Raw genomic sequence first — 25221 nt, 5'->3', positions numbered from 1 at the left:
CCCGCGCTTCGCGGACTTGGGGTGAGTAACGGGGCTTGAACCCGCGACCTCCTGGACCACAACCAGGCGCTCTACCAACTGAGCTATACCCACCATGTGTCGGACCGCCGTGGCGATCAGGCAACTAGAAGAGCGTACTACACCTTCTGCCTCTGCTCGAACTCGGCGACCACCTCGGCGGCGAGTGCCTGGAGTTCGTGGCTCGCGGGCCCGGGGTCGGCGACGAACACGGCGCGCCGGTAGTAGTGCAGTTCGCGGATCGACTCGAGGATGTCTGCGAGGGCGCGGTGGCCGCCGTTCTTGGCCGGCGCATTGAAGTAGGCGCGCGGGAACCACCGCTTGGCCAGCTCTTTGATCGACGAGACGTCGACGTTGCGGTAGTGCAGGTGCGCGTCGAGCCGCGGCATGAACTTCGTGAGGAACGCCCGGTCGGTGCCGATCGAGTTGCCGGCGAGCGGCGCCTTCTGCTCGTCGGGAACATGCTGCAGCACGTACTCGAGCACCTGGTACTCGGCGTCGGCGAGACTGACCCCGTTCGGGATCTCCTCGATGAGGCCGGACTCGGTGTGCATGCGACGGACGAACTCGCCCATCGATTCGAGCGCGCTCGCATCGGGCTTGATGACGATGCTGATCCCGGCATCGACGGGATTGAGGTCGTAGTCGGTGATGACGACCGCGATCTCGACCAGCTCATCGACCTCGAGGTCGAGCCCGGTCATCTCGCAGTCGATCCAGACCAGTCGGTCGCTCGAAGAAGCCATGCGGCGAGTCTACCGGGGCGTGCCGACACGCCCGTTGCGCCAGTGGTGCCCCCGGCAGGAATTGAACCTGCGACCAAGAGATTAGAAGGCTCCTGCTCTATCCGCTGAGCTACGGGGGCGGTCCCGGCAAGCATACCGGGCGAAGGAGGTCATCCCTCGGTCGGCACCTGCACGTCGTCGGTGCGCGTACGCCGTCGTGAGCCTCCGCGCTTGCGGAGTGCGAGGGCGATGAGGGGGAACAGCAGCACCGAGATCATGCCCGCACCGACGAGCGCGGCGGCCGTGCCGCTCTCGAGGTCGCCGGCGTCGACGCCGATCGCCGTCACGGCGACGATGATCGGCAGCCCGGTCGCGCCGAACAGTGCGGTCGCGGCGAGGTCGCGGGGGCCCGACCCCGGCGGGGCGGCGAGGAGCGAGGGGAGGCCGCGGATCACGAGCAGGAGCATGACGAAGATCGGCAGCATCGCGAGCGTCCGGCCGTCGGCGAAGAGCGCCTCGAGATCGAAGGTGACGCCCGTGTTGATGAAGAAGATCGGCACGAGGAAGCCGTACCCGACGCCCTCGAGCTTGGACTCGATGGCCTCCGCGTCGTGCTTCGGGGCCCCGACGAGGAGCAGGCGGTAGAGCACGCCCGCGGTGAAGGCGCCGAGCAGCATGTCGAGGTCGAGCACGATGCTCAGCGCGACGAGCGCGAGGAGCACGAAGATCACGAGGCGCACGGCGAACTGACCGCTCGTGTGCAGCGTCGCCGTGATCACCTGGTGCATCCGCTTGCCGACGCCCTTGGCCGCAAGCCAGATGGCGATCCCCGCGACCACCGCGAAGCCGAGCAGCACGATCGCCGCGACGAGCGGCGATCGCCCGCTGAGGAACAGCGAGATCGCGAGCAGCGGCCCGAACTCGCCGACGGCGCCGAGCGCGAGCACGGAGATGCCGAACGGCGTCGTGAGGTCGCCGGAGTCGCGCAGTACCGGCATGATCGTGCCGAGCGCCGTCGAGGTGAGGGCGATGCCGATGAACGCCGCCGCCGGAAGGTCGGGTGCGAAGAGGGCGGCGATGCCGACGCCCGCGGCGAGCGAGATGATCCAGCCGATCGTGGCCCGGTTCAACGGCCGGCCGCGGATGGCCCGGAAATCGATCTCGTTGCCTGCGAGGAAGAAGAGCATGGCCAGGCCGAACTCGGCGATGAGGCCCATGAAGTCGTCGGGCACCACCCAGCCGAGCACCGCCGGCCCGAGCAGCAGGCCCAGCACGATCTCGAACACGACGAGCGGGATCGCGACCCACCGGCCGAGCCCGCGAACGAGCAACGGCGCGACGACCGCGATCGCCGGCACGAGCACCATCGTGCCGATCGAGACTTCCACGTGACCTCCTGAGCGGGGCGGATCCCTGTCGTGATGCTAGTGGAACGGCTGTTCGCCCACTCGCCGGCGCGGCCGCCCGAACGTGACGCGCGGGCCGTGTTTCCTCCGTGAAACACGACGGCGGTATCGTCGGGGCATGCGAGACCTGCAGGCGCGAATCATCGCCGAGCTCAACGTCAGCCCGACCGTCGATCCCGCCGCCGAGGTGCGCGCGCGCATCGACTTCCTGAAGGACTACCTGCGGGCCACCCGCGCGAAGGGACTGGTGCTCGGCATCAGCGGCGGGCAGGACTCCTCGCTCGCCGGGCGGCTCTGCCGGGTCGCGGTCGACGAGCTCGTCGCCGACGGCGTCGACGCGCGGTTCGTGGCCGTCCGACTGCCGTACGGGGTGCAGCACGACGAGGACGACGCGCAGCTCGCCCTCGAGTTCATCGAGCCGCAGGAGACGGTCGTCTTCAACATCAAGGGCGGTGTCGACGGCGTCGCGACCGACTTCGAGACGGCGCTCGGCGAACCGATGAGCGACTTCGGCAAGGGCAACGTGAAGGCCAGGATGCGGATGGTCGCCCAGTACGCCATCGCCGGCGAGGGCGCCCTGCTCGTGGTGGGCACCGACCACGCGGCCGAGGCGATCACCGGCTTCTTCACGAAGTTCGGCGACGGCGGCGCCGACGTCCTGCCCCTCAGCGGGCTCACCAAGCGGCAGGGGCGCGCCCTGCTCGAATCGCTCGGCGCCCCCGAGCGCCTGTACCTCAAGGTGCCCACCGCCGATCTCCTCGACGGGCAGCCCGGGCAGTCGGACGAGGCGAACCTCGGTCTGCGCTACGCCGACATCGACGCCTACCTCGAGGGCGAGGAGATCGCCCCCGACGTCGCCGAGAAGCTCGAGGCGCGGTTCCTGCAGACGCGGCACAAGCGCACCGTGCCGGTGTCGAAGTTCGACGAGTGGTGGCGCTGAGCCGCGATCAGCGCCATGAAGGGCTGATCGACGACCGTCGTCAGCGCCCGGCGTCGATCAGCGCTGCGCGTCCGAGACGGGCAGCGTCGCCGTCGGGCCGGTGCCGTCGGTCGCGACCGTCGGCGTCGGCGCGGTCGACGCCTCGGCCGTGTCGGCGATCGTCACGGCATCGCGGTAGCGGTCGTGGTGCTGCTGGGCGACCCACGCCTCCTGATCGTCGATCGTCGACTGCTCGGGCGTCTCGTCGCGCTGGGTGCGCCACCGCACGAGGTCGTTCTGGAACTGTCGCTTGGTGCGCGACGGGTGACGCTGCCATTCGAGCAGGCGGTCGCGGAACTCGACCACCGCGGGGTCGAGCTGATAGCCGAAGGTCGCCGACGCGCGCTTGAGCTCATGGAGCTGGTGCGAGGCCCAGTTGGCGGCGATGTCGGAGCCGCGGATCGGCAGGAGTCGGACGAGGATGTCGGCCTGACCGACGGTGCGGTCGGCGAGCACCTGCTCCTGCGGCGTGAGCGAATTCCACACGGATGCCTCGGTCGCCGCGTCGACGAGCGCGGCGATCGCGGCCGTCTTGGCCTCGCGATCGCGCTGCGCCACGACGCGTTTCACCGCGGCGCTCGAGATCCAGGCCGCGAGCAGCCCGGCCGCGAGGATGGAGACGAACAGCACGATGGCGGCGAACACCGCCGTCTGCGATTCGCTCGACGTGAGCCAGGAGATGAGGTCGTTCCACCACTGCATGGCCGCAGGCTACCCCCGACCAGGACGCGTGCGGCAGAGCCCCTGCGGCGCGCCCCGAATCGCGGCGCACCGACGTCTCAGCGGAAGAGCTCGGCGGCCTCGCGCGCCGACCAGAACTCGCCGAGCTCGGTCGAGCGCAGCGTGCCCGAGGCGAGTCGCCGCACCGCGAACCGGCCGTCGTCGCTTCGGTGTTCGACATGACCGAGCACCGAGCCGTCGGGTCGGGCGACCCGCCAGAGGCCGGGCGCCGCCGGCGTGAACGCGAGCCCGGGGACCTCGACGGGGAACGGCTCTCGAATGCGCGGCTGCGGCGCGATGGTCGTCATGATGCTCCTCTCGACGTCGCAGCCGGCCCTGCGGGGTGTCTTCAGAGGCTAGGAGCACCCACCGACATCCTCAGCCGAGCGCGGTGCCGTGCGCCGCGAAGGGCTCGATCCGCTCGATCTCGTCGTTCGTGAGCGGCGCGGCGTCGAGCGCCGCGACGTTCTGCTCGAGCTGCGCGACGCTCGACGCGCCGATGAGCGCGCTCGCGACGAGCGGCTGTCGCAGCACCCACGAGAGCGCGAGCTGCGCGAGCGACTGCCCGCGCTCGCGGGCGATCGCGTCGAGTGCCCGTGCACGCTCGAGGTACTCGGCGCTGATCCGCTCGGCGGGCAGGAACCGGCTCGTCGCCGCGCGCGAACCCGCGGGCACCTCGCCCGAGAGGTAGCGGTCGGTCAGCAGGCCCTGGGCGAGCGGCGAGAACACGATGCTCGCAGCGCCGACCTCCTCGAGCGCGGGGAACAGGCCGTCTTCGATGTGGCGGTCGAACATCGAGTACCGCGGCTGGTGGATGAGGAGCGGCACCCCCTCCGCGGCGAGCGCGGCGGCGGCGGCGCGCGTCTCGTCGGGCCCGTAGTTCGAGATGCCGACGTAGAGCGCCTTGCCCTGCCTGACGGCGGTCGCGAGGGCGCCCATCGTCTCCTCGATCGGCGTCTCGGGGTCGGGCCGGTGCGAGTAGAAGACGTCGACGTAGTCGAGTCCGAGCCGGCCGAGGCTCTGGTCGAGCGAGGCGAGCAGGTTCTTGCGCGACCCCCATTCGCCGTACGGGCCGGGCCACATCTCGTACCCGGCCTTCGACGAGACGATCAGCTCGTCGCGGTAGGGCGCGAGGTCGCCGGCGAGCAGCCGCCCGAAGTTCTCCTCGGCCGAGCCGGGCGGCGGGCCGTAGTTGTTCGCGAGGTCGAAGTGGGTGATGCCGAGGTCGAAGGCGCGTCGCACGATCGCCCGCTGCGTCTCGAACGGGCGGTCGTGGCCGAAGTTGTGCCAGAGCCCGAGCGAGAGCGCGGGCAGCTTCAGACCGCTCCGGCCCACTCGGTTGTAGCGCATGCGGTCGTAGCGGTCGGGGGCGGCGTAGTACGGCATCCCGCCACTCTAGGGCGGCGCGCGCCGGTGTGACGCCCGCGTCGTCACCTCTCCTCGACAGCACGGGCGGCGACGCCCGGGTGCACAGATCGACGGCGACGCCCGGATGCCTCGGTGCCCGCGCCGAGCATTGGGGCACGTGGTTCCGGGGCGGTGTCCGGCACGAGGCCGTCCCGGAGCCACGAGTCGCCGATCCGCGGCGACGCCAGACCGAGGAGTACACATGAGCGACACCATCACGGTGACCGGCGTCGTCGGCACCGACCCCCACCAGCACGTCACGGGCGACGGGCTCGTCATCACGTCCTTCCGCGTCGCGTCGACCCGGCGGTTCTTCGACCGGGCCAAGGGCGAGTGGGCCGACGGCGAGACCAACTGGTACGGGGTCTCGGCCTTCCGGCAGCTCGCCCGCAACGCGAGCCTGTCGATCCGCAAGGGCGAGCGCGTCATCGTCCAGGGCCGGCTCCGTCAGCGCGCCTGGGAGACGGCCACGAAGTCGGGCACCTCCGTCGAGATCGAAGCCGATGCGATCGGTCACGACCTCTCCTGGTGCGTGAGCACCTACGCCCGCGTGCAGGCGCCCAGGCCCGGCTCGGGCGAGGGCGACGGGCAGGTCGACGCCGGCTCGGCGCCGAGCGAATCGTCGGCGACCGAGGCCGGCGGGTTCGACGGAGCGGGCGACGGCGGCAGCGTCGAGTGGTCGCTGCTCGAGGCCTCGCCGACCGACGAGGGCGACGACGAGGCATCCGACCTCGACGCCTTCGCCGCCGCCGGGCGCGACTGAGCCGTGTGACGGTGACGGCCGTCCGGTGCTGCGCGGTTCCGACCGCCTAGACTCGGCTCGGGCGGTCGACACCGCGGTGAGAGGGGAAGCATGTCACGGCGGAACGGGACCACGACGGCGCTCGCGCTCGCCGCAGCGGCGCTCACGCTCGGGCTCGCCGGGTGCAGCCTGTTCGGCGGGGGAGACCCGTCGCCCTCCGCCTCGGAAGGGCCGTCGGCGACCGGGACGCCGACGCCGACGTCCACCGCTCCGCCCACCTTCCGCCCCGAGCTGTCCGCCTCCGAGAACCTGGCCTTCTTCGACTCCGTGAACGCGGCCGTCGTCGCGGCGAACGCCGAGGCCGGCGGGCGCGACTTCATCGACGCGCTCGTGGCCGCGGGCTTCGACAAGGCGGCGATGGAGGTCACCGCCGATCGCACGACCGTCGACCTCGACGCCGACTCGGTGCAGTTCGCGGTGCTCTTCCAGGACGAGTGCCTCGTCGGGCAGTACGGGCCGAAGTCCGGCGGGTACCACGGCGCGGTGCGTCCGGCGCTCGGCACCGGCGACTGTCTCGTCGGCGAGACTCGCCCCATAGACTGGTAGGCGACACGGCGGGCCGCGTTCGGCCGCTACCGCATGGGGTTTGAGGGAAGATCTTGGCTGATTACATTTACTCGATGGTTCGCGCGCGCAAGGCGGTGGGCGACAAGGTCATCCTCGACGACGTGACCATGGCGTTCCTCCCCGGGGCGAAGATCGGCGTCGTCGGCCCGAACGGCGCCGGCAAGTCGACGATCCTGAAGATCATGGCCGGCCTCGACCAGCCGTCGAACGGCGAGGCGAAGCTCACGCCCGGCTACTCGGTCGGCATCCTCATGCAGGAGCCCGAGCTCGACGAGTCGAAGACCGTGCTCGAGAACGTGCAGGAGGGCGTCGGCCCGATCAAGGCCAAGCTCGACCGCTTCAACGAGATCTCGCTGCTGATGGCCGAGCCCGACGCCGACTTCGACGCGCTGCTCGCCGAGATGGGCACCCTGCAGGAGGAGATCGACGCCGCCGACGCGTGGGACCTCGACTCCCAGCTCGAGCAAGCGATGGACGCACTGCGCTGCCCCCCGGGCGACGAGCAGGTCTCGGTGCTCTCGGGCGGTGAGAAGCGACGCGTCGCCCTCTGCAAGCTGCTGCTGCAGAAGCCCGACCTGCTGCTCCTCGACGAGCCCACCAACCACCTCGACGCCGAGAGCGTGCTCTGGCTCGAGCAGCACCTCGCCAAGTACCCCGGCGCCGTGCTCGCCGTCACCCACGACCGGTACTTCCTCGACCACGTCGCCGAGTGGATCTGCGAGGTCGACCGCGGCCGGCTCTACCCCTACGAGGGCAACTACTCGACCTACCTCGAGAAGAAGCAGGAGCGCCTCACCGTCCAGGGCAAGAAGGACGCGAAGCTCGCCAAGCGCCTGAAGGAGGAGCTCGAGTGGGTCCGCTCCAACGCCAAGGGCCGTCAGGCCAAGTCGAAGGCGCGCCTCGCCCGCTATGAAGAGATGGCGTCGGAGGCCGAGCGCACGCGGAAGCTCGACTTCGAGGAGATCCAGATCCCGGCCGGTCCCCGCCTCGGCGACATCGTGCTCGAGGTCAAGAACCTCAAGAAGGGCTTCGGCGACCGGGTCCTCATCGACGGGCTCAGCTTCTCGCTGCCCCGCAACGGCATCGTCGGCATCATCGGCCCGAACGGCGTCGGCAAGACCACGCTCTTCAAGACCATCGTCGGCCTCGAGCCGAGCGACGGCGGCTCGGTCAAGATCGGCGAGACCGTGCAGATCTCGTACGTCGACCAGACCCGTGGCGGCATCGACCCGAACAAGTCGCTCTGGGAGGTCGTGTCCGACGGCCTCGACTACATCCAGGTGGGCAAGGTCGAGGTGCCGAGCCGTGCGTACGTCTCGACCTTCGGCTTCAAGGGGCCCGACCAGCAGAAGCGCGCCGGCATCCTCTCGGGCGGTGAGCGCAACCGCCTGAACCTCGCGCTCACGCTCAAGCAGGGCGGCAACCTGCTGCTGCTCGACGAGCCGACCAACGACCTCGACGTCGAGACCCTGTCGAGCCTCGAGAACGCGCTCCTCGAGTTCCCCGGCTGCGCCGTGGTCATCACCCACGACCGGTGGTTCCTCGACCGCATCGCGACGCACATCCTCGCCTACGAGGGCACCGAGGAGAACCCGGCGAACTGGCACTGGTTCGAGGGCAACTTCGAGGCCTACGAGGCGAACAAGGTCGAGCGTCTCGGCGCCGACGCCGCGAAGCCCCACCGCTCGACCTACCGCAAGCTGACGCGGGACTGAGATGCGCCTGCACGTGCCCACCCCGTTGCGGTGGAGCGACCTCGACGCCTACGGGCACGTGAACAACGCCCGGATGCTGAGCCTCCTCGAGGAGGCTCGCATCCAGGCGTTCTGGGTCGACGAGCACGGCACCGCCGAGCATGCGGTCGGTGCATCGACGGCGGTCATCGACGCGACCCCCGGGTCGACGACGATCACGCTGATCGCGCGGCAGGAGATCGAGTACCTCTCGCCGATCCCGTACCAGCGGCTGCCCCTCGACATCGAACTCTGGATCGGGCACATGGGCGGTGCGAGCCTCGACGTCTGCTACGAGGTGTTCTCACCGGTCGGGGTCGAGCCGCGCGTGCGCTACACGCGTGCGGTCACGACCATCGTGCTCGTCGACGCTGCGAGCGATCGACCCCGACGCATGACCGACGAGGAGCGCGAGGCCTGGACTCCGTACCTCGAGGAGACGATCAGCTTCCGTCGACGCTGAGCGGACGACTCCCGATCCCGCCTTCCCGTCGCTGATCGGGACGGCGTGGGCGCGACCCCGGCAGCGTCGGCTCAGCGCTCGAGCGGATCCTCGCTGAACGAGCCCTCCCAGACGGCACGGCTGCCGGCCTCGCCGATGCGCACCAGCGTCACGGTCGCACCGATCGCGACGGTCAGCGACGCGAGGACGAGCACGACGGCGACCCCGATGCGGAGACCTCGTGACATCCCGCCGCTCGCGCGCCGCGAGTCCGCGCGCTCCACGAGCGCCCAGACCGCGATGAGCACGGCCACCACGAGCAGCGCGATGAGCCACGGCGTGAGGTCCTCGCCCATGCCGGTGTGCTGCTGGATGAGGGGCGCCTCGGGAACCCGGTCCTTGAGCCACTTGCCGGCCTCGACGGTGATGAGGCCGAGCGGCAGGATCAGCGCCGCGCCGAGCAGGGCGGGCAGCCAGAGCACCCGTCGTGCAGCGGGCCAGGCGGCGAGCACGACGAGGAGGAGCCCCACGAGCGGCGTGAGCACGATGACGGCGTGCACGAGCAGCACGTGGAGGGGGAGCCCGGCGAAGCTGTACTCCATCTCGATCGCCCCGGGCCTCAGGAGGCCGTGACGATCCGGTCGCCCGAGACGGCGACGGCGATGGGCGTCAGCGGGTCGATCGCGGGGCCCTGCACCACCTCGCCGGTGGCGGCCTCGTAGATCGAGCCGTGGCAGGGGCAGTGGAACTCCTCGCCGGCCGCGGCCACGACGCACTGCTGGTGCGTGCAGATCGCGCTGAACGCGACCACCTGCCCGGCCGTCGGCTGGGCGATGAGCGCGGGCTCGCCGTCGATCGTCGCGTCGATGCTGCCGCCCACCGGCACGTCGGCGAGGGCGCCGACATCGTCGCCGAGGGCCGGCGCATCGGGTTCGGGGCCGGTCGTCGCCGTGGGCTCGTCTTCGAGCGTCGGCTCGACGCTCGGGCTCGGGCTGCCGTCCGGGTCATCCGCCGCGCACCCCGCCATGGCGAGGGCGCTGCCGACCGCGCCGACTGAACCGATGGTGAGCACTGCACGTCGCGTCAGATCGCTGGGTTCCGTCATCGTCGAACTCCTTCGCCCGCTCCGGACGCCGTGGTGCGCCCACTGCCCCCATTGTGGAGCACCGACACGCCCGGCGCCGGGATTGCACAGCAACCGTTCAGTCGCGCGGCGCGGGCACCCGCACCATGCCCTCCTGGGCGACGCTCGCGACGAGCACTCCGTTGCGCGTGTACACGCGGCCGAGCGAGAGCCCGCGGCCGCCGCTCGCCGACGGCGACTCCTGCACGTAGAGCAGCCACTCGTCGACGCGGGCGTCGCGGTGCCACCACATGGCGTGGTCGAGGCTCGCGACCTTCAGCCCGGGAGTCGCCCAGGCGATGCCGTGCGCGCGCAGCACCGGCTCGAGGATCGAGTAGTCGCTCGCGTAGGCGAGCGCCGCCCGGTGCTGCTTCGGGTCGTCGGGGAGGCGCCCGAAGGCCTTCATCCACACGGCCTGGTGGGGCGAGCGGTCGCCGTCGACGCTGAGGTAGATCGGCGACGGCACGTGCCGCACGTCGAAGGCGCGCTCGTTCGACCAGTACCGGGCGACGTCGTGGTCGAACTTGCCCAGCACCTCGGCGGTCGACGGCAGCGTCTCGGGGTCGGGCAGGCCCTCGGGCATGTCGAGCTGGTGCTCGACGCCGTCGTCGTGGGTCTGGAAGGAGGCGATGAGCGAGAGGATCGGCTCGCCGTGCTGGTAGGCCTGGGTGCGGCGGGTCGAGAACGAGCGTCCGTCGTGGATGCGGTCGACCGAGAAGGTGATGGGGTGCGCGACATCGCCGGGGCGCAGGAAGTACCCGTGCATCGAGTGGATGTTCCGGTCTTCGGGCACGGTGTGCAGGGCGGCGACGATCGACTGCGCGAGCACCTGACCGCCGAAGACGCGGCCGAGCGGCATCCACTGCGACGGACCGGTGAAGATGTCCTCAGTCGTGCGCGCACCGGTGTCGGTGAGGTTCAGGGTGCTCAACAGGCCGTCGATGGGTCCGTTCATCGTTCCTCCGTGTCGGTGGGCGGCCGCCGCCGGCGCCGTGGAACGCGGGCCAGCCGGAACAGCCCCGCTCACTTGGTAGTTTAGACAGGAGATGGTTCAACGACTCACGCTCGCCGACAGCCTGTCGCTCGGCGACCTGCACACGTACCTGCAACGGGCCGCCCGCGTCGAAGACGGGTCGGTGCGTCTGATCGCCGGCTCCGGAATCCTCGCCGTCTACACCGCGATCCTCTATCCACGGGGCATCCTCGACGAGAGCCCGACGGTGCTCGGCCTCCGCACCTTCGCGCTCGCCGACACCGAGGAGTTCGACTCGGTCGTGCCGATGCGCTCGCTCGTCGAGCGGATCGTGCGCGCCCGCGGCGAGCTCGGCGAGGGCGACGAGTCGCGGCCGATCTCGATGTCGCGACCGCCCGAGGTGAACACCGTCACGTGGGCGGGCATCTCGCCGCCGCGAGGCGGCTGGCGTCCGCTCGGCGAGGCGGATGCCTCGGTGCTCGAAGCTGCGGCGCGTGCGGGAATCGACGAGGTCGCCGCGGCGATCCCCGCCGGCACGGGCGAGCAGCTGGTGCAACGCGTCCGCTCCGAGGTGTGGGGCCGCGGCGTCGAGGGCGTCGAGTTCCTGCCGACCGGGGCGGCGTTCGCCGCCTTCAGCCTCGGATTCCTCGGCGACGACCCCGTGCAGCTCTTCGAGACCGGTCCGTGGACGAGGCTCTCCTCGCGCCGCGGGCACGTGCTCGTCCGGCGCAAGCCCTGGACGCTCAAGGCGTAGGCGATCGGCCGCTGAGCTGTCTCGAGACCCGGGCGAACCCGGGTCTCGAGACGGTGCGTCGTCGCTACTCGCCCGCCGCGGCCGCGATCGCCCGTCCGGCCGCACGGCCGGTGAAGAGGCATCCGCCGAGGAAGGTGCCCTCGAGCGCCCGGTAGCCGTGCACGCCGCCGCCGCCGAAGCCCGAGGCCTCGCCGGCCGCGTAGAGGCCGGGAACGGGCGTGCCGTCGGCGCCGAGCGCCCGCGAGTCGAGGTCGGTCTGGATGCCGCCGAGGCTCTTGCGGGTGAGGATGTGCAGCTTCACGGCGATGAGCGGCCCGGCGTCGGCGTCGAGGAACCGGTGCGGCGTCGCCACCCGGATGAGCTTGTCGCCGCGGTACTTGCGGGCGCCGCGCAGCGCGGTGACCTGGAGGTCCTTCGTGAACTCGTTCTCGATCTCGCGGTCGTGGGCGTGCACCTCGCGCTCGATGTTCGCGGTGTCGAGCGGGGCCTCGGGGGAGAGTGCGCGCATCCGCTCGAGCAGCTCGTCGAGCGTGTCGGCGACGATGAAGTCGACCCCGTGCTCCTTGAAGGCCTCGACCGGCGCGGGGGCGCCCGGCCGGACGCGCTGGGCGAGTAGCTTCAGGTCCTTGCCGGTGAGGTCGGGGTTCTGCTCGCTGCCCGAGAGGGCGAACTCCTTCTCGATGATCTTCTGGGTGAGCACGAACCACGAATGCCCGTGCCCGGTCGCCATGAGGTGCTCGAGCGTGCCGAGCGTGTCGAAGCCGGGGAAGAGGGGCGGCGGCAGCCGGCGGCCCTCGGCGTCGAACCAGAGCGACGACGGCCCCGGCAGGATGCGGATGCCGTGCAGCGGCCACACCGGGTCCCAGTTGGTGATGCCCTCGGTGTAGTGCCACATGCGGTCGCCGTTGACGAGGCGCGCTCCGGATGCCTCGGCGATGCCGAGCATGCGTCCGTCGACGTGGGCGGGCACGCCCGAGAGCATCTCGGCCGGCGGCTCGCCGAGCCGCTCCGGCCAGGCCGCCCGCACCAGCTCGTGGTTGCCGCCGATGCCGCCCGACGAGACGACCACGGCGGGCGCGCGCAGCTCGAAGTCGCCGACGACGTCGCGGTTGGACGCCTCGCCGCGGGCCGCGTCGTCGGGAGCCAGCAGGGCTCCGCGGACGCCGACGACCGCGCCGCCCTCGACGATGAGCTCGTCGACCCGGTGGCGGTGGCGGAACTCGACGAGCCCCGCGGCCTCGCCGGCCTTCACCCGGGCGATGAACGGCGCGAGCACGCCCGGACCGGTGCCCCACGTGATGTGGAATCGCGGCACCGAGTTGCCGTGGCTGATCGACTGCCCGGCGCCGCGCTCGGCCCAGCCCACGACGGGGAAGAATCGCACGCCCTTCTCATGCAGCCACGCGCGCTTCTCACCCGCGGCGAACTCGAGGTACGCCTCCGCCCAACGACGGCCCCACTCGTCCTCCTCGCGGTCGAACGCCGCGGTGCCCTCCCAGTCCTGGCGGGCGAGGTCGAGCGAGTCCTTCACCCCCATGCGTCGCTGCTCGGGCGAGTCGATGAGGAACAGGCCGCCGAACGACCAGTGGGCCTGGCCGCCGAGGCTCGCCGCGGGCTCCTGGTCGACGACGACGACGCGGCGGCCGGCTTCGACGAGTTCGGATGCCGCGACGAGGCCGGCGAGACCGGCGCCGACGATGATCGCATCGGGGGTGGATGCTGCTGATGCCACAGGGACTCCTTCGTCGCTTCGGGTGGTGGCGGTGGGTCGTCAGTCGTCGAAGGTGTTCACCATCGCGAAAGCGGCTCGCTGGAGATAATCCCACAATGTCTCCTCGGCGAGCGGGGGGAGCTCGAGGGAGTCGACGGCGGTGCGCATGTGCGCGAGCCAGCGGTCGCGGGCATCGGGGTTCACCTTGAACGGCTGGTGGCGCAGCCTGAGGCGCGGGTGGCCGCGCTCCTCGCTGTAGGTGCCGGGGCCGCCCCAGTACTGCTCGAGGAAGAGCTGGAGGCGCAGCGCGGCGGGCCCGAGGTCCTCCTCGGGGTACATCGGCTTCAGCACCGGGTCGTCGGCGACGCCCCGGTAGAACTCGGCGACGAGCTTCTCGAAGGTCGGCCGGCCGCCGACCTGCTCGTAGAACGACTGGATCTCGGTCATGCCGTGCCCCCGTCGCTCGGCTTCGGCGGGGTCGAGGACGTTCCCGTCCCTCCGACAGTGCCGCGCGGCAGGCGCGGCGCCCGGTTCTTCGGCTTCTTCACGGTCTGGCCGGGGACGACGCTGTTCGGCGAGGTGCGCGGCGGCTTCGCGCCCTTCACCCGGGTGGCGCCGTCGAAGCCGGTGAGCACGACGCTCGCGAGGCTCGGCAGCTTCAGTTCCATCTCGTCGAGGGTGCGCTTCAGGCGCATCCGGAGCTCGCGGGCGACGTCGTCCTTCGAGGAGGAGCGCACCTTCATGACGACCCGGAGCACCATCGCGTCGGCCGAGATCGACTCGAGCCCCCACACCTCGGGCTTCTCGAGCACGCGCGAACGCCACTTGCTCGAATGCGCCAGCTCGGTCGCGGTGCGCAGCAGCTCGGTCTCGACGGCGTCGACGTCGGCGTCGTAGGGCACCGCGAGGTCGATGATGACCCGCGCCCAGCCCTGCGACATGTTGCCGACCCGCAGGATCTCGCCGTTGCGCACGAACCAGAGGGTGCCGTTCACGTCGCGGACGGTCGTGATGCGGATGCGGACCTCCTCGACGATGCCGGTCGCGGGCCCGAGGTCGACGACGTCGCCGACGCCGAGCTGGTCCTCGACGACCATGAAGATGCCGTTCAGGGCGTCCTTCACGATGTTCTGCGCGCCGAAACCGAGTCCGGCGCCGACCGCCGCCGTCAGCAGTGCGAACGAGCCGAGGATCTGCTCGTTGATCGTCGTGACGATGAGCAGCACCACCACGATGAACAGCGTCACGTTGACGATGTTCGTGAGCACCGTGCCGAGCGTGCGGGTGCGCTGCACGACGCGCACGGCGGCGAGCGGCGAGGCCTGCAGCGCCTGGGTGTCGGTGACGTCCTGCTTCTTCTTGACGCCCGTGACGATCTGCTTGACGACCCGCTCGATGACGAAATGGAGCACCCAGCGGATCAGCAGGGCGATCACGATGATCATCGCGATCGAGATGAGCTTGCCGAGGATGACGTCCCAATTGTCAGCCCAGTACTGCGCGATTCCCGCCCAGAAATCACCGCTCACCGGGTTGTTCTCCGGTGCGTTGGGGTCGGGAACTTCAAAGCCGAACATGGTTGGCAAGTCTACTGAGCCCCACCCGAGAGCTCGCTGGCATCGCGGGTGCGCGCAGCGAGGGCCCGGTCGAGCTCGGCGAGGTGCTCCGAGACGATGCGGTGCATCGACGCGGGCTCGGGGTGCTCGGCGAGCCATGCGCGTGTGAGCTCGGCGAGCTCGGCGTCGACCAGCGGACTCGGGAAGAGCCGCGTCGAGAGGATGGCGGCCATGTTGTACGAGCGTCCCTCCCAGACGCCGGGCATCGCGTCGAGGTACTCGCGCGCGACGCCGGCGAGGAGCTCGGGCGCGTTCGTGCGGCGCCAGCCGTCGGCGATCGCCCGGGCGAGGTCGTTCGACAGCCCGGAGTCGGTCATCGCGCGCCGCCACGCGGCATCCTTCACCGCCTGGTCGGGGCGGGCGGCGCGCGCCGTCTCGGCGAGCTGCCGCCCCTTCGCGGTGTCGTCGGCGGCGAGCGCCGCCGCGAGCTCCTCGTCGTCGCCGGCGCCGAGCGCGGCGCGGGCGATCACGAGCTCCCAGCGGAGGTCGAGGTCGATCTCGAGGCCGTCGAGGGCGATCGTGCCCTCGAGGAGGCTGCCGAGCACGTCGCCGTGCGCGGCGGTCGTCGCGAGACGCGTGAAGGCCTTCACGAACTGCAGCTGCGCGTCGGAACCGGCGGGTGCGAGCTCGGCGAGCGCCCAGATCGCGTCGCCCGCCTCGTCGGAGAGCCGCTCGCGGTGCTCGTCGGCCAGGTAGCGGCCGAGTGCGAGCTCGAGACGCCCGAGCGCGAGGCCGCGCGCCGACGACTGGGTCTCGTGCCCGATCGAGGCGAGCACGAGCCGCACGAAGGCGGCGGCCGGCAGTTCGGCGTCGCGCACCGCGTCCCAGGCGGAGCCGAGCACGACCGCGCGCGCGACCGGGTCGGCGAGCTCGGCGAGGTGGTGCACGGCCGTCTCGAAGGAGTGCGCGTCGAGGCGGACCTTGGCGTAGGTGAGGTCGTCGTCGTTCACGAGGAGGAGGTCGGGCATGGTCTCGCCGACGAGCTCGGGCAGTTCGGTGCGCGCGCCGTCGACGTCGAGCTCGACGCGGAAGGCACGGGTCAGCCCGCCGTCGCCGAGCGAGTAGCCGCCGATCGCGAGACGGTGCGGGCGCAGGGTCGGATGCGACGGCGCCGCGGTCTGCTCGAGGTGCGCGGCCGTGATCGTGCCCGAGGCATCCTGTTCGACGACGGCGCGCAGCGTGTTGACACCGGCGGTCTCGAGCCAGAGCTGCGACCAGCGGGTGAGCTCGCGACCGCTCGCCCGCTCGAGCTCGTCGAGCAGGTCGCGGAGGGTCGCGTTGCCGCCGCCGTGTGCGGCGAGGTAGGCGCCGACGCCGCGCTGGAACGCCTCGAGCCCGACCCAGGCGACGAGCTGCTTCAGCACCGAGGCGCCCTTGTCGTAGGTGATGGCGTCGAAGTTCACCTCGACGTCTTCGAGGTCGCGGATCTCGGCGACGATCGGGTGGGTCGAGGGCAGCTGGTCCTGCTCGGCGGCGTGCGTCTTCTCGTCGCTCGCGAAGGTCGCCCAGACGCCCGTGAACTCGGTGATCTGCGAGGTCGCGAGCGTCGACGCCCACGTCGCGAACGACTCGTTGAGCCACAGGTCGTTCCACCACTTCATGGTCACCGAGTTGCCGAACCACATGTGGCTGAGCTCGTGCAGCACGACGATCGCGCGCTGCTCGCGACGAGCGTCGGACACGCGTGAGCGGAACAGGTACGACTCGTTGAAGGTGACCGCGCCGACGTTCTCCATCGCGCCCCAGTTGTACTCGGGCACGAAGATCTGGTCGTACTTGCCGTACGGGTAGGGCACGCCGAAGGCCTGCTCGTAGAACGCGAGCCCCGCCTGCACCGTCGAGAACATCATCTCGGGGTCGGCGTACTCGGCGAGCGAGGCGCGGGTGAAGAGCCCCAGCGGCACCTCACGGCCGTCGACGCTCGTCGCGGTGCCGCGCCAGCTCGCGTAGGGACCGGCGATGATCGCGACGATGTAGCTCGAGATGACCGGCCCGGTCTCGAACGCCCAGGTGGCGACGCCGGATGCCTCGGGGCCGGCCACCGGCTCGGGCGAGGGCGCGTTCGACAGCACGCTCCAGTGCGCGGGGGCGGTGATCGTGAAGCGCACGCCCGCCTTCAGGTCGGGCTGGTCGAAGACGGCGTACACGCGGTTCGCCTCGGCGACGGCGAACTCGGTGTACAGGTAGGTCTCGCCGTCGACGGGGTCGACGAAGCGGTGCAGCCCCTCGCCGCTGTTCGTGTAGCGGGCGTCGGCGACGACGCGCAGCTCGTTCGAGGCGTCGAGCCCGTCGAGCCGGATGCGGGTGCCGTCGCTCACCTCGGCCGGGTCGAGCGCTCGCCCGTTGAGCACGACCTCGTGCACCCGCTCGGTGCACGCCTCGATGAACGTCGAGGCGCCGGCGACGCCCGTGAACCGGGCGGTCGTCTCGCTGCGGAAGGTCTCGCCGTCGCCCGTGAGGTCGAGCACGACCTCGTAGCTCGGGGAGCCGACGGTCGCCGCCCGCTCCTCGGCTTCGACGCGGGTGAGGTTGGCAGCAGGCATGGACGATCCCTTTCGTAGCGAGTGCGCCCAGCAAGCCTAGCGATCCGTGCGGTGCCCGTTCTGCGGCCCGAGCACGCCGAGCTCGTACGCGATGATGACGAGCTGCACCCGGTCGCGGGCGCCGAGCTTCTGCAGCACCCGGCCGACGTGGGTCTTCACGGTCGACTCGGAGAGGAAGAAGCGCTCGGCGAGCTCCGTGTTGTTGAGCCCCTCGGCGATCGCCTGCAGGATCTCGCGCTCGCGGGCCGTGAGCGCATCGAGCGGGCCGGGCGCGGGGGCCGCAGGCGTGCGGGCGTCGGAGCCCGCCGGGAGGTCCTCGGCGAACAGCTCGAGCATGCGCCGCGTGACCCGCGGCGAGAGGGCGGCCTCGCCCGCGTGCACCGTGCGGATCGCGGTCACGAGCTCCTGCGGACGCACGTCCTTCAGCAGGAACCCGCTCGCGCCCGCGCGGATCGCCGAGAAGGCGTACTCGTCGAGGTCGAAGGTCGTGAGCACGATGATGCGGGTCTCGGGATGCCTCGCGCTCACCTCCGCGGTCGCGGCGATGCCGTCCATGCCGGGCATGCGCACGTCCATGAGCAGCACGTCGACCCGGGTCGCGTCGGCGAGCTCGAGTGCGGCGCGCCCGTCGGCGGCCTCGCCGACGACCTCGATGCCCGTCTCGGCGTCGAGCACGAGGCGGAATCCGGTGCGTACGAGCGCCTGATCGTCGACGAGGCCGACTCTGATCGGGGTCGAATGCGACTGGATCGGTTCGTGCGGGGCGTCGGTCATTCCGTGCCGTCCTTCGGGGTGTCGTGCGTCGCACGATCGGTCGTGCGGTCGGGTGCGTCGTGGGGCAGCTCTACGGCCTCGGGATGCCGGAGCGTCGCGTGCAGTCGCCATCCCCGCCCGGGGAGGGGCCCGGCGTCGAGCTCGCCGCCGTGGAGGGCCGCCCGCTCGCGGAGACCCGCGATCCCGCGCCCGGCGCCGCGGGTGGCGGTCGCGCCGGCCTTGCGGTCGTGCGGTGCGTCGTCGTCGACCGTGATCTCGACGCCGTCGGCGCGGTGCTCGACGCGGACGTCGACGCGGTGCGCGCGCTCGCCGTGGCGGAGCGCGTTCGTGAGTCCCTCCTGCACGATCCGGTAGACCGCGAGGCCCGTGGCGGCGTCGTCGGCGGGCGCGCCGACGGTGGTGAGGGTGACCGGCATCCCCGTGTCGCGGAACCCCTCGACGAGCTCGGGCAGTGCGCCGAGGCCCGGCTGCGGGGCGAGCTCGGCGGGTTCGGCGTCGGGCCCCGTGAGGACGCCCAGCATGCGACGCATCTCGCCGAGCGCGTCGCGGCCCGTCTCGGCGACGCTCCGCATCACCTCGGCGGCACGTTCGGGGTCGCGCGCGACGGTGGCCGCAGAGCCGTCGGCGAGGGTCACCATGACGGTGAGGCCGTGCGAGACGATGTCGTGCAGCTCCCGGGCGATCCGCGCGCGCTCAGCGGCGGCGGCGAGCTGCGCCTGCTGGTCGCGTTCGCGGGCGAGGTCGTGCGCGCGGGCGATGAGCGCGTCGAGGTAGCGGCGGCGGTTGCCGACCGTGACGCCGATGAGGGTCGCGATGAGCATCACCACGGCGTACTGCGTCGACGCGGCGACGGGACCGCCGACGAGCTCGGGGCCGGGAAGCAGCTCGATGGCGACGAACCAGGTCGAGAGGTACGCGGCGGCCGTCGAGACCGCGACGGAGACGGCGAAGCCGACCCACGCGGACTTCGTCGACCGGTAGACGCCGAGGCCGTAGAGCGCGAAGAGCATCGGGTAGACGTCGCTGCCGCTGAGCGGGTACACCATGAGGCACACGAGCCAGGCGACGGCCATCACGAGCCACGGCTGCGAGCGACGGAACAGCAGCAGGGCGGCGGTGCCGACGGCGATGCCCACGAGCTGCAGCACGGTCGTCCAGAGCGGCGGCCCGGGGTCGTCCGTCGCGAGCACGATCGTGGTGATGAACGTCGGCACCAGGTAGGCGGCCGCGATGAGCGCGTCGGCGAGACGCGGATGCCTCGCCCAGAACTGCCGGATCACGCCCGGAGGCTTCGGCAGACGCAATTCTCCCCCGACCGCCGAAGCCGGGCGGCCGGGGGAGAACGGTGCTTCCGTCATAGGCAGGACTCTACGCGTCCCGCCGCTTGAGGAGCACGGTTGCGCCGGCGAGGGAGACCCCCACCCAGGCCAGCACCACCAGGAGGCTCTGCCACGCGTTCGGGCCGACGATGGCGGCGGGATCCGCGCCGATCGTGCCGAACATCGTCATCCCCGCGTTGGAGAGCAGGTAGGGGACCATGTCGTGCGCCCAGTCGGCCGGGATCAGCTGCAGCACCGTCGGAAGGAGGAGCAGCAGGCCGAGGACCGCGGCGATGCCGCCGGCGCTCGAGCGGAGCATCGTGCCGACGCCGAGGGCGAAGATCGCGATGAGCGCGAGGTAGAGCGCACCGCCGGCCAGCGTCAGCAGCACGTCGCCGTCGAGAAGGTTCGCCGAGACGTCGACGCCCGCGAACACGATCGACGAGGTGAGGAACGCCGCCAGGTTCGCGACGAGCCCGACGACGAACGTCGAGACGAACAGCACGACGGCCTTGCCCGCGAGGGCCGGCAGCCGCTTCGGCACCGCGGTGAGCGTCGAGCGGATCATGCCCGTCGTGTACTCGCCGCTGATGACGAGCACGCCGAGCACGCCCACGACGAGCTGGCCGAAGTAGACGCCGAACACCGCGGACTGCAGCACGAGCTGCGTCTGCTCGGCGGCGGGCACGGCGGCCCCGTCCATGCCGCCGTCCATGCCGTACGCGAAGCTGAACGACATCAGGAAGGCCATGCCGAGCGAGATGGCGATGACGATGAGGTACGACCAGACGGTCGAGCGGAGGCTGCGGAGCTTGACCCACTCGGAGCGGAGCACGCCGCCGAAGGTGAGCCGCGTGGTGCGCGTGCCCTGCGCGGGGTGCGTTGCGGTGGGAGTGATGGTGGTCATCGGACGGCCTCCGTGCGGTACTCGACCGCGTCGGCGGTGAGGGCCATGTAGGCCTCCTCGAGCGACGCGTTCTGCGGGGTGAGTTCGTGGATCGCGAGCCCGTTCTGGGCCGCGAGGTCGCCGATGCCTGCGGCGTCGACGCCCGTGACCTCGAGCAGGCCGTGCTCCGAGCGCAGCACGGCGACCTCGGGCGCGGCGAGCAGCTCGGCGAGCTGCGAGGCGTGCGGCGAGCGCACGCGGACTCGCGGGCGGGTGCCGCCGTCGATGATGTCGGCGACGGGCGCGTCGGCGATGATCTCGCCGCGGCCGAGCACGATGAGGTGATCGGCGGTCTGCGCCATCTCGCTCATCAGGTGCGAGGAGAGGAACACCGTGCGGCCCTCGCTCGCGAGGTGGCGCACGAACTGGCGCACCCAGAGCACGCCCTCGGGGTCGAGGCCGTTGACCGGCTCGTCGAGGATGAGGGTCGAGGGGTCGCCGAGCATGGCCGCGGCGATGCCGAGGCGCTGGCCCATGCCGAGCGAGAAGCCGCCGACGCGCTTGCGGGCCACCGACTCGAGGCCGGTGAGCTCGATGACCTCGCGCACCCGGCGCTTGCCGATGCCGTGCGTGGCGGCCATCGCGAGCAGGTGGTTCTCCGCGGTGCGGCCGGTGTGCACGGCCTTCGCGTCGAGGAGCGCGCCGACCTCGTGCAGCGGGGCGCGGTGCTCGGCGTAGGCCTTGCCGCCGACGGTGACGGTGCCGGCGCTCGGACGGTCGAGCCCCACGATCATGCGCATCGTGGTCGACTTGCCGGCACCGTTCGGCCCGAGGAACCCGGTGACCTGACCGGGTCGCACGCTGAACGTGATGTCGTTGACGGCCGTCTTCTGGCCGTAGCGCTTGGTGAGCGCGGTTGCGGTGATCATGCCTTCGACGTTACGGATGCCACCGCCTCCGGCGCGTCCGTCGCAGGAATGGTTCGGGGCGACGGCGGGTGGTACCGGGGTACCACGCCGCCGCCGCCCCGGTGAGGCCGCGGTGCGACTACTGCGCGTCGCGCGCCTGCGCGGCGAGGGCGCGTTCGACGCCCGCGACGTTCTCGATCACGAGACGGCGGAGCGCCGGCGGGGCGTCCTGGTTCGCGTCGAGCCAGGCGTGGCTGGCGTCGACGAGGGTGCGGTTCGCGAGGGTGGCCGGGTAGAGCAGCTCGACGAGCTTCTCGGCGATGGCGTAGCTGCGGGTCTTCCAGATGTCGCCGAGCATGCCGAAGTAGCGCTCGACGAACGGCGCCAGCAGCGACTGCTCGTCGGCGCGCACGAAGCCCGCCGCCGTGGTGCGCACGACCGAGTTCGTCGCGGTGTCGGACTCGACGATCGAGGCCCAGGCGCGCTGCTTGCCCTCGGCGGTCGGCGTCGCGGCGCGGGCGTGCGCCGCCGACTCCTGGCCGGTGGCCGTCTTGTCGGTCGCGAGGCGGGCGTCGATCTCGGCGTCGCCGGCACGGCCGGCGGCGACGAGGGCGATGAGCAGCTCCCAGCCGAGGTCGGTGTCGATGTCGAGGCCGTCGAGCGCGATCGAGCCGTCGAAGAGGCCCGCGAGGGCGTCGACCTGCGTGCCGGCTTCGGCGATCGCGGCGAACGCCTTCACGAACTGGAACTGGGCGTCGCTGCCGGCCGCGGCCTGCTGGGCGAGCTGCCAGAAGCCGTCGGCGAGGGTGCGGCGCGCGTCGGCACGACGCTCGGGGGCGACGTACGAGCTCGCGGCGAGCTGCGCGTTCGCGAGGATGATGCGCAGCGTCGTCGACTCGGTCTCGCTCGCGACGTTGCCGAGCACGAGGTCGAGGTAGTCGCTCGCGCTCGTCTCGGCGTCGCGCGTGGCATCCCAGACGCTCGACCAGACGAGGGCGCGCGCCAGCGGGTCCTCGATCTTCGAGAGGTTCGCGATCGCGACGGCCTGCGACTGCTCGTCGAGGCGGATCTTCGCGTAGGCGAGGTCGTCGTCGTTGAGGAGCACGAGGTCGGGGCGGGCGAGGCCCACGAGCTCGGCGACGTCGGTGCGCTCGCCGTCGACGTCGAGCTCGACGCGGTGCTCGCGGACGAGCTTGCCGTCCTTGAGGTTGTAGAAGCCGATGGCGAGGCGGTGGGGCCGGATGGTGGGGTAGTCGGGGTGGGCCGACTGGAGCACCGCGAACGAGGTGATCGCGCCCGAGGCATCCGTCTCGATCTCGGGACGGAGGGTGTTGACGCCCGCGGTCTCGAGCCACAGCTTCGACCAGCCCGACAGGTCGCGGCCCGAGGCCGTCTCGAGCTCGCCGAGGAGATCCGCGAGGGTCGTGTTGCCCCACGCGTGCTTCTTGAAGTAGGCCGAGACGCCGGTGAAGAACGCCTCGATGCCGACCCAGGCGGCGAGCTGCTTCAGCACCGAGCCGCCCTTGGCGTAGGTGATGCCGTCGAAGTTGACGAGCACGTCCTCGAGGTCGCGGATCTCGGCGACGATCGGGTGCGTCGAGGGGAGCTGGTCCTGGCGGTACGCCCAGCTCTTCTCCATCGAGTTGAACGTGGTCCACGCGTGGTGCCACTCGGTCGCCTCTGCGGTCGCGATGGTCGACGCCCACTCGGCGAACGACTCGTTCAGCCACAGGTCGTTCCACCACTTCATGGTGACGAGGTCGCCGAACCACATGTGCGCGAGCTCGTGCAGGATCGTGACGACGCGGCGCTCCTTGATGGCGTCAGTCACCTTCGAGCGGAAGACGTAGACCTCGGTGAAGGTCACGGCGCCCGCGTTCTCCATCGCACCTGCGTTGTACTCGGGCACGAAGAGCTGGTCGTACTTCGCGAACGGGTAGGGCACGTCGAACTTGCCCTCGAAGTACTCGAAGCCCTGCTTCGTCTTCTCGAAGATGTAGTCGGCATCGAGGTACTGCGAGAGGCTCTTGCGGCTGAAGACGCCGAGCGGGATCGTGCGGCCGTCGGAGCTCGTGAGCTCGTCGCGGACGACGTCGTACGGGCCGGCGATGAGCGCCGTGATGTAGCTCGACATGCGCGGCGTCGGCTCGAACGCCCACGTCGCGGTCGAGACGTCGTCGGCGCGGCGGCCCGACGGGTGCAGCTGCGGCTCGGGCGTCGGCTGGTTCGAGACGACCTGCCAGTGCGACGGGGCCGTGACGGTGAACGTGAAGGCGGCCTTCAGGTCGGGCTGCTCGAACACCGCGAACATGCGGCGCGAGTCGGGCACCTCGAACTGGGTGTACAGGTACACCTCGCCGTCGGCGGGGTCGACGAAGCGGTGCAGGCCCTCGCCGGTGTTCATGTACCGGCCGTCGGCCTCGACGACGAGCACGTTCTCCGCGGCGAGGTTCGGCAGCTGGATGCGGACGCCGTCGCTGACCTCGGCCGGGTCGAGTGCGACGCCGTTCAGGGTGACCGAGTGCACCTTCGCGGTGATCGCGTCGATGAACGTCGATGCGCCGGGCGTGGCGGCGTCGAAGCGCACGGTCGTGGTGGTCGTGAACACCTCGGGGCCGACGGTGACGTCGAGCACGACGTCGTAGTCGTGCACCGTCACGAGCGCAGCGCGCTCCTCGGCTTCGATTCGGGTGAGGTTCTCTCCGGGCACGTGCGCTCCTTCGCAAGTATCGACGCGGCTCGTGGCCGCAGGCAACGCGTTCCAGCCTAGCCCTGCAGGGAGGACGCGGGTGGGATCGTGCCCGGTGGGGTCGAGGCGCGGGTTCGCGTGCGTGAGAATGCAGTGAGCATCGACCACGCACCTCAGGGGAATCATGGCCTTGGAGTATCTCGGCGTCACCGCCGACGAGGAAGCCGTCTACCGCGCCCTCATGTCGCGGCCAGGCGCCCACCTGCTCGAGCTCGCCGACGCGATCGCGCTGCCGCCCGGCCGGGTGCGGGTCGCGGTCGACGGGCTCGTCGAGCGCGGGCTCGCCGTGCCGGGGGAGGGACATCGCTTCGCGGTGACCCCGCCCGACCTCGCGCTCGCCGCGCAGCTCGCCGAGCAGCGCGACCGGCTCAACGAGGCCGAGCTCGCGCTCGCCGAACTCGTCGGCACCTACCGCTCGAGCGCGCTCGGCAGCAGCGAGCGCGAGCTCATCGAGGTCGTCGAGGGTCCGGATGCCGTGGGGCGCCGGTTCCTGCAGCTCCAGCACTCGGCGCGGGAGCGCATCGACATCTTCGTCACCGGGCGGCCGCAGGTCGTCAGCGACGACAACACCGAGGAGGCAGCGGCGCTCGCACGCGGCATCCGGGCCCGCGCGGTCATCGACCGCGACTTCCTCGTCGAGCCCGACGCGGTGCGCAACGTCGAGCAGTCGCTCGGCGCCGGCGTCGACGTGCGCACGACGGGCCAGATCCCGCTGAAGCTCATCGTCGTCGACAGCCGCTTCGCCATGCTGCCGGTCGCCGGCCGCGGCACCGGCGTCGACCCGAGCCTCGTGCTGCGGGGCGGCCCGGCGCAGCTCGCGCAGGGCCTGTTCGACGCCGTGTGGGCGAACTCGCGCCCCTACGGCACGACGAACCAGGAGCTCGACGCCGACGACAGCCGCATCCTGCAGCTCCTGCTCGCGGGGTTCACCGACGCGGCGATCGCGACCCAGCTCGACACCTCGGCGCGCACCGTGCAGCGTCGCATCAGCGGGCTGATGGCGCGCGCGCAGGTGACGAGCCGGGTGCAGCTCGGCTGGCACGCCCGCGAGCACGGCTGGGGTTAG

24 protein-coding genes and 2 tRNA genes are annotated in these 25221 nt (G+C 71.2%); 7 read left to right on the top strand and 19 right to left on the bottom strand.

Translation table 11 applies throughout. The features are described from left to right. Nucleotides 1-17: 17 nt before the first annotated feature. The 4 genes from ACFVAJ_RS15600 to ACFVAJ_RS15585 all read right to left on the bottom strand — a co-directional run bounded on the left by ACFVAJ_RS15600 (nucleotide 18) and on the right by ACFVAJ_RS15585 (nucleotide 2131). Nucleotides 18-93, bottom strand: a tRNA-His gene (locus ACFVAJ_RS15600). A 44-nt stretch (nucleotides 94-137) separates the two neighbouring features. Then, a complete protein-coding gene (gene orn / locus ACFVAJ_RS15595) occupies nucleotides 138-764 on the bottom strand; it encodes an oligoribonuclease (protein ID WP_376945640.1) in 627 nt (208 codons plus the stop codon). A gap of 43 nt (nucleotides 765-807) precedes the next feature. Further along, a tRNA-Arg gene (locus tag ACFVAJ_RS15590) sits at nucleotides 808-883 on the bottom strand. Nucleotides 884-913: 30 nt separating this feature from the next. Continuing rightward, nucleotides 914-2131 carry a cation:proton antiporter gene (locus ACFVAJ_RS15585; RefSeq protein ID WP_376945638.1) on the bottom strand — a complete coding sequence of 406 codons (1218 nt, stop codon included), beginning with the start codon at nucleotides 2129-2131 and terminating at the stop codon, nucleotides 914-916. A gap of 136 nt (nucleotides 2132-2267) precedes the next feature. On the opposite strand from ACFVAJ_RS15585, the gene nadE reads away from it, so the two are divergent. After that, the gene (gene nadE, locus ACFVAJ_RS15580; protein WP_376945636.1) at nucleotides 2268-3089 is read left to right on the top strand and encodes an ammonia-dependent NAD(+) synthetase; all 822 of its coding nucleotides are present in this window, start codon (nucleotides 2268-2270) and stop codon (nucleotides 3087-3089) included. 57 nt (nucleotides 3090-3146) lie between these two features. Here nadE and ACFVAJ_RS15575 read toward each other — a convergent pair whose 3' ends face one another. The 3 genes from ACFVAJ_RS15575 to ACFVAJ_RS15565 all read right to left on the bottom strand — a co-directional run bounded on the left by ACFVAJ_RS15575 (nucleotide 3147) and on the right by ACFVAJ_RS15565 (nucleotide 5234). Continuing rightward, nucleotides 3147-3830 carry a hypothetical protein gene (locus ACFVAJ_RS15575; protein ID WP_376945634.1) on the bottom strand — a complete coding sequence of 228 codons (684 nt, stop codon included), beginning with the start codon at nucleotides 3828-3830 and terminating at the stop codon, nucleotides 3147-3149. Between the two features lie 77 nt (nucleotides 3831-3907). Further along, nucleotides 3908-4156, bottom strand: a complete 249-nt coding sequence (locus tag ACFVAJ_RS15570; RefSeq protein WP_376945632.1) for a hypothetical protein — start codon at nucleotides 4154-4156, stop codon at nucleotides 3908-3910. Nucleotides 4157-4226: 70 nt separating this feature from the next. Next, nucleotides 4227-5234, bottom strand: a complete 1008-nt coding sequence (locus tag ACFVAJ_RS15565) for an aldo/keto reductase (protein WP_376945630.1) — start codon at nucleotides 5232-5234, stop codon at nucleotides 4227-4229. A gap of 223 nt (nucleotides 5235-5457) precedes the next feature. On the opposite strand from ACFVAJ_RS15565, the gene ssb reads away from it, so the two are divergent. The 4 genes from ssb (at nucleotide 5458) to ACFVAJ_RS15545 (ending at nucleotide 8820) form a co-directional block, all read left to right on the top strand. Then, on the top strand, nucleotides 5458-6018 hold the full coding sequence (gene ssb / locus ACFVAJ_RS15560; RefSeq protein WP_376945628.1) for a single-stranded DNA-binding protein: 561 nt from the start codon (nucleotides 5458-5460) through the stop codon (nucleotides 6016-6018). A 90-nt stretch (nucleotides 6019-6108) separates the two neighbouring features. Further along, nucleotides 6109-6603 (top strand): DUF6993 domain-containing protein, encoded by a 495-nt coding sequence (locus ACFVAJ_RS15555; protein ID WP_376945627.1) that lies wholly within the window; start codon nucleotides 6109-6111, stop codon nucleotides 6601-6603. Nucleotides 6604-6656: 53 nt separating this feature from the next. Continuing rightward, entirely contained in the window at nucleotides 6657-8339 is a 1683-nt protein-coding gene (ettA, locus tag ACFVAJ_RS15550; protein WP_376945625.1) for an energy-dependent translational throttle protein EttA, read from the top strand. Nucleotide 8340: 1 nt separating this feature from the next. Beyond that, on the top strand, nucleotides 8341-8820 hold the full coding sequence (locus tag ACFVAJ_RS15545) for an acyl-CoA thioesterase (RefSeq protein WP_376945623.1): 480 nt from the start codon (nucleotides 8341-8343) through the stop codon (nucleotides 8818-8820). Nucleotides 8821-8891: 71 nt separating this feature from the next. Here ACFVAJ_RS15545 and ACFVAJ_RS15540 read toward each other — a convergent pair whose 3' ends face one another. The 3 genes from ACFVAJ_RS15540 to ACFVAJ_RS15530 form a co-directional block, all read right to left on the bottom strand. Beyond that, nucleotides 8892-9401, bottom strand: a complete 510-nt coding sequence (locus tag ACFVAJ_RS15540; RefSeq protein WP_376945621.1) for a hypothetical protein — start codon at nucleotides 9399-9401, stop codon at nucleotides 8892-8894. A gap of 17 nt (nucleotides 9402-9418) precedes the next feature. Continuing rightward, entirely contained in the window at nucleotides 9419-9904 is a 486-nt protein-coding gene (locus ACFVAJ_RS15535) for a Rieske (2Fe-2S) protein (protein WP_376945619.1), read from the bottom strand. Nucleotides 9905-10001: 97 nt separating this feature from the next. Then, nucleotides 10002-10877, bottom strand: a complete 876-nt coding sequence (locus ACFVAJ_RS15530) for an acyl-CoA thioesterase (protein ID WP_376945617.1) — start codon at nucleotides 10875-10877, stop codon at nucleotides 10002-10004. A 91-nt stretch (nucleotides 10878-10968) separates the two neighbouring features. On the opposite strand from ACFVAJ_RS15530, the gene ACFVAJ_RS15525 reads away from it, so the two are divergent. Then, a complete protein-coding gene (locus ACFVAJ_RS15525; RefSeq protein ID WP_376945615.1) occupies nucleotides 10969-11649 on the top strand; it encodes a hypothetical protein in 681 nt (226 codons plus the stop codon). Nucleotides 11650-11713: 64 nt separating this feature from the next. Here the strand turns inward: ACFVAJ_RS15525 and ACFVAJ_RS15520 are convergent, their stop codons facing one another. The 9 genes from ACFVAJ_RS15520 to pepN (ACFVAJ_RS15480) form a co-directional block, all read right to left on the bottom strand. Beyond that, nucleotides 11714-13381 carry an FAD-binding dehydrogenase gene (locus tag ACFVAJ_RS15520; RefSeq protein ID WP_376945613.1) on the bottom strand — a complete coding sequence of 556 codons (1668 nt, stop codon included), beginning with the start codon at nucleotides 13379-13381 and terminating at the stop codon, nucleotides 11714-11716. 39 nt (nucleotides 13382-13420) lie between these two features. After that, nucleotides 13421-13807 carry a globin gene (locus ACFVAJ_RS15515; protein ID WP_376945611.1) on the bottom strand — a complete coding sequence of 129 codons (387 nt, stop codon included), beginning with the start codon at nucleotides 13805-13807 and terminating at the stop codon, nucleotides 13421-13423. Then, nucleotides 13804-14937 (bottom strand): mechanosensitive ion channel family protein, encoded by a 1134-nt coding sequence (locus ACFVAJ_RS15510; RefSeq protein WP_376945609.1) that lies wholly within the window; start codon nucleotides 14935-14937, stop codon nucleotides 13804-13806. The genes ACFVAJ_RS15515 and ACFVAJ_RS15510 overlap by 4 nt, the downstream gene beginning before the upstream one ends. A gap of 11 nt (nucleotides 14938-14948) precedes the next feature. Then, the gene (pepN, locus tag ACFVAJ_RS15505; RefSeq protein WP_376945607.1) at nucleotides 14949-17519 is read right to left on the bottom strand and encodes an aminopeptidase N; all 2571 of its coding nucleotides are present in this window, start codon (nucleotides 17517-17519) and stop codon (nucleotides 14949-14951) included. A 36-nt stretch (nucleotides 17520-17555) separates the two neighbouring features. Further along, a complete protein-coding gene (locus ACFVAJ_RS15500) occupies nucleotides 17556-18293 on the bottom strand; it encodes a response regulator (protein ID WP_376945605.1) in 738 nt (245 codons plus the stop codon). Continuing rightward, nucleotides 18290-19651 carry a sensor histidine kinase gene (locus tag ACFVAJ_RS15495; RefSeq protein ID WP_376945603.1) on the bottom strand — a complete coding sequence of 454 codons (1362 nt, stop codon included), beginning with the start codon at nucleotides 19649-19651 and terminating at the stop codon, nucleotides 18290-18292. Before ACFVAJ_RS15495 ends, ACFVAJ_RS15500 begins: the two co-directional genes overlap by 4 nt. 10 nt (nucleotides 19652-19661) lie before the next feature. Next, a complete protein-coding gene (locus ACFVAJ_RS15490; protein WP_376945601.1) occupies nucleotides 19662-20519 on the bottom strand; it encodes an ABC transporter permease in 858 nt (285 codons plus the stop codon). Continuing rightward, nucleotides 20516-21427: an ABC transporter ATP-binding protein gene (locus ACFVAJ_RS15485; RefSeq protein WP_376945599.1), complete on the bottom strand. Its 912-nt coding sequence runs from the start codon at nucleotides 21425-21427 to the stop codon at nucleotides 20516-20518. The genes ACFVAJ_RS15490 and ACFVAJ_RS15485 overlap by 4 nt, the downstream gene beginning before the upstream one ends. A gap of 118 nt (nucleotides 21428-21545) precedes the next feature. Next, the gene (pepN, locus tag ACFVAJ_RS15480) at nucleotides 21546-24116 is read right to left on the bottom strand and encodes an aminopeptidase N (protein WP_376945597.1); all 2571 of its coding nucleotides are present in this window, start codon (nucleotides 24114-24116) and stop codon (nucleotides 21546-21548) included. A gap of 163 nt (nucleotides 24117-24279) precedes the next feature. Here pepN (ACFVAJ_RS15480) and ACFVAJ_RS15475 point away from each other — a divergent pair, with 163 nt between their 5' ends. Next, nucleotides 24280-25221 (top strand): LuxR C-terminal-related transcriptional regulator, encoded by a 942-nt coding sequence (locus ACFVAJ_RS15475; protein WP_376945595.1) that lies wholly within the window; start codon nucleotides 24280-24282, stop codon nucleotides 25219-25221.

This window comes from Agromyces sp. NPDC057679, assembly GCF_042799635.1.
GTDB lineage: Bacteria > Actinomycetota > Actinomycetes > Actinomycetales > Microbacteriaceae > Agromyces.
This window is presented reverse-complemented; position numbering and strand designations above follow the sequence as displayed.

Bases quoted from the DNA above. Each gene is read 5' to 3' on its own strand.
- ACFVAJ_RS15475 (WP_376945595.1), top strand. From the start codon at position 24,280: ATGGCCTTGGAGTATCTCGGCGTCACCGCCGACGAGGAAGCCGTCTAC.
- ACFVAJ_RS15570 (WP_376945632.1), bottom strand. From the start codon at position 4,156: ATGACGACCATCGCGCCGCAGCCGCGCATTCGAGAGCCGTTCCCCGTC.
- ACFVAJ_RS15515 (WP_376945611.1), bottom strand. From the start codon at position 13,807: ATGACCGAGATCCAGTCGTTCTACGAGCAGGTCGGCGGCCGGCCGACC.
- ACFVAJ_RS15555 (WP_376945627.1), top strand. From the start codon at position 6,109: ATGTCACGGCGGAACGGGACCACGACGGCGCTCGCGCTCGCCGCAGCG.
- ACFVAJ_RS15540 (WP_376945621.1), bottom strand. From the start codon at position 9,401: ATGGAGTACAGCTTCGCCGGGCTCCCCCTCCACGTGCTGCTCGTGCAC.
- ACFVAJ_RS15575 (WP_376945634.1), bottom strand. From the start codon at position 3,830: ATGCAGTGGTGGAACGACCTCATCTCCTGGCTCACGTCGAGCGAATCG.
- ACFVAJ_RS15530 (WP_376945617.1), bottom strand. From the start codon at position 10,877: ATGAACGGACCCATCGACGGCCTGTTGAGCACCCTGAACCTCACCGAC.
- nadE (WP_376945636.1), top strand. From the start codon at position 2,268: ATGCGAGACCTGCAGGCGCGAATCATCGCCGAGCTCAACGTCAGCCCG.
- ACFVAJ_RS15485 (WP_376945599.1), bottom strand. From the start codon at position 21,427: ATGATCACCGCAACCGCGCTCACCAAGCGCTACGGCCAGAAGACGGCC.
- ACFVAJ_RS15510 (WP_376945609.1), bottom strand. From the start codon at position 14,937: ATGTTCGGCTTTGAAGTTCCCGACCCCAACGCACCGGAGAACAACCCG.
- ACFVAJ_RS15545 (WP_376945623.1), top strand. From the start codon at position 8,341: ATGCGCCTGCACGTGCCCACCCCGTTGCGGTGGAGCGACCTCGACGCC.
- ACFVAJ_RS15490 (WP_376945601.1), bottom strand. From the start codon at position 20,519: ATGACCACCATCACTCCCACCGCAACGCACCCCGCGCAGGGCACGCGC.
- pepN (WP_376945607.1), bottom strand. From the start codon at position 17,519: ATGCCTGCTGCCAACCTCACCCGCGTCGAAGCCGAGGAGCGGGCGGCG.
- ACFVAJ_RS15500 (WP_376945605.1), bottom strand. From the start codon at position 18,293: ATGACCGACGCCCCGCACGAACCGATCCAGTCGCATTCGACCCCGATC.
- ACFVAJ_RS15565 (WP_376945630.1), bottom strand. From the start codon at position 5,234: ATGCCGTACTACGCCGCCCCCGACCGCTACGACCGCATGCGCTACAAC.
- orn (WP_376945640.1), bottom strand. From the start codon at position 764: ATGGCTTCTTCGAGCGACCGACTGGTCTGGATCGACTGCGAGATGACC.
- ACFVAJ_RS15495 (WP_376945603.1), bottom strand. From the start codon at position 19,651: ATGACGGAAGCACCGTTCTCCCCCGGCCGCCCGGCTTCGGCGGTCGGG.
- ssb (WP_376945628.1), top strand. From the start codon at position 5,458: ATGAGCGACACCATCACGGTGACCGGCGTCGTCGGCACCGACCCCCAC.
- ACFVAJ_RS15535 (WP_376945619.1), bottom strand. From the start codon at position 9,904: ATGACGGAACCCAGCGATCTGACGCGACGTGCAGTGCTCACCATCGGT.
- ACFVAJ_RS15525 (WP_376945615.1), top strand. From the start codon at position 10,969: ATGGTTCAACGACTCACGCTCGCCGACAGCCTGTCGCTCGGCGACCTG.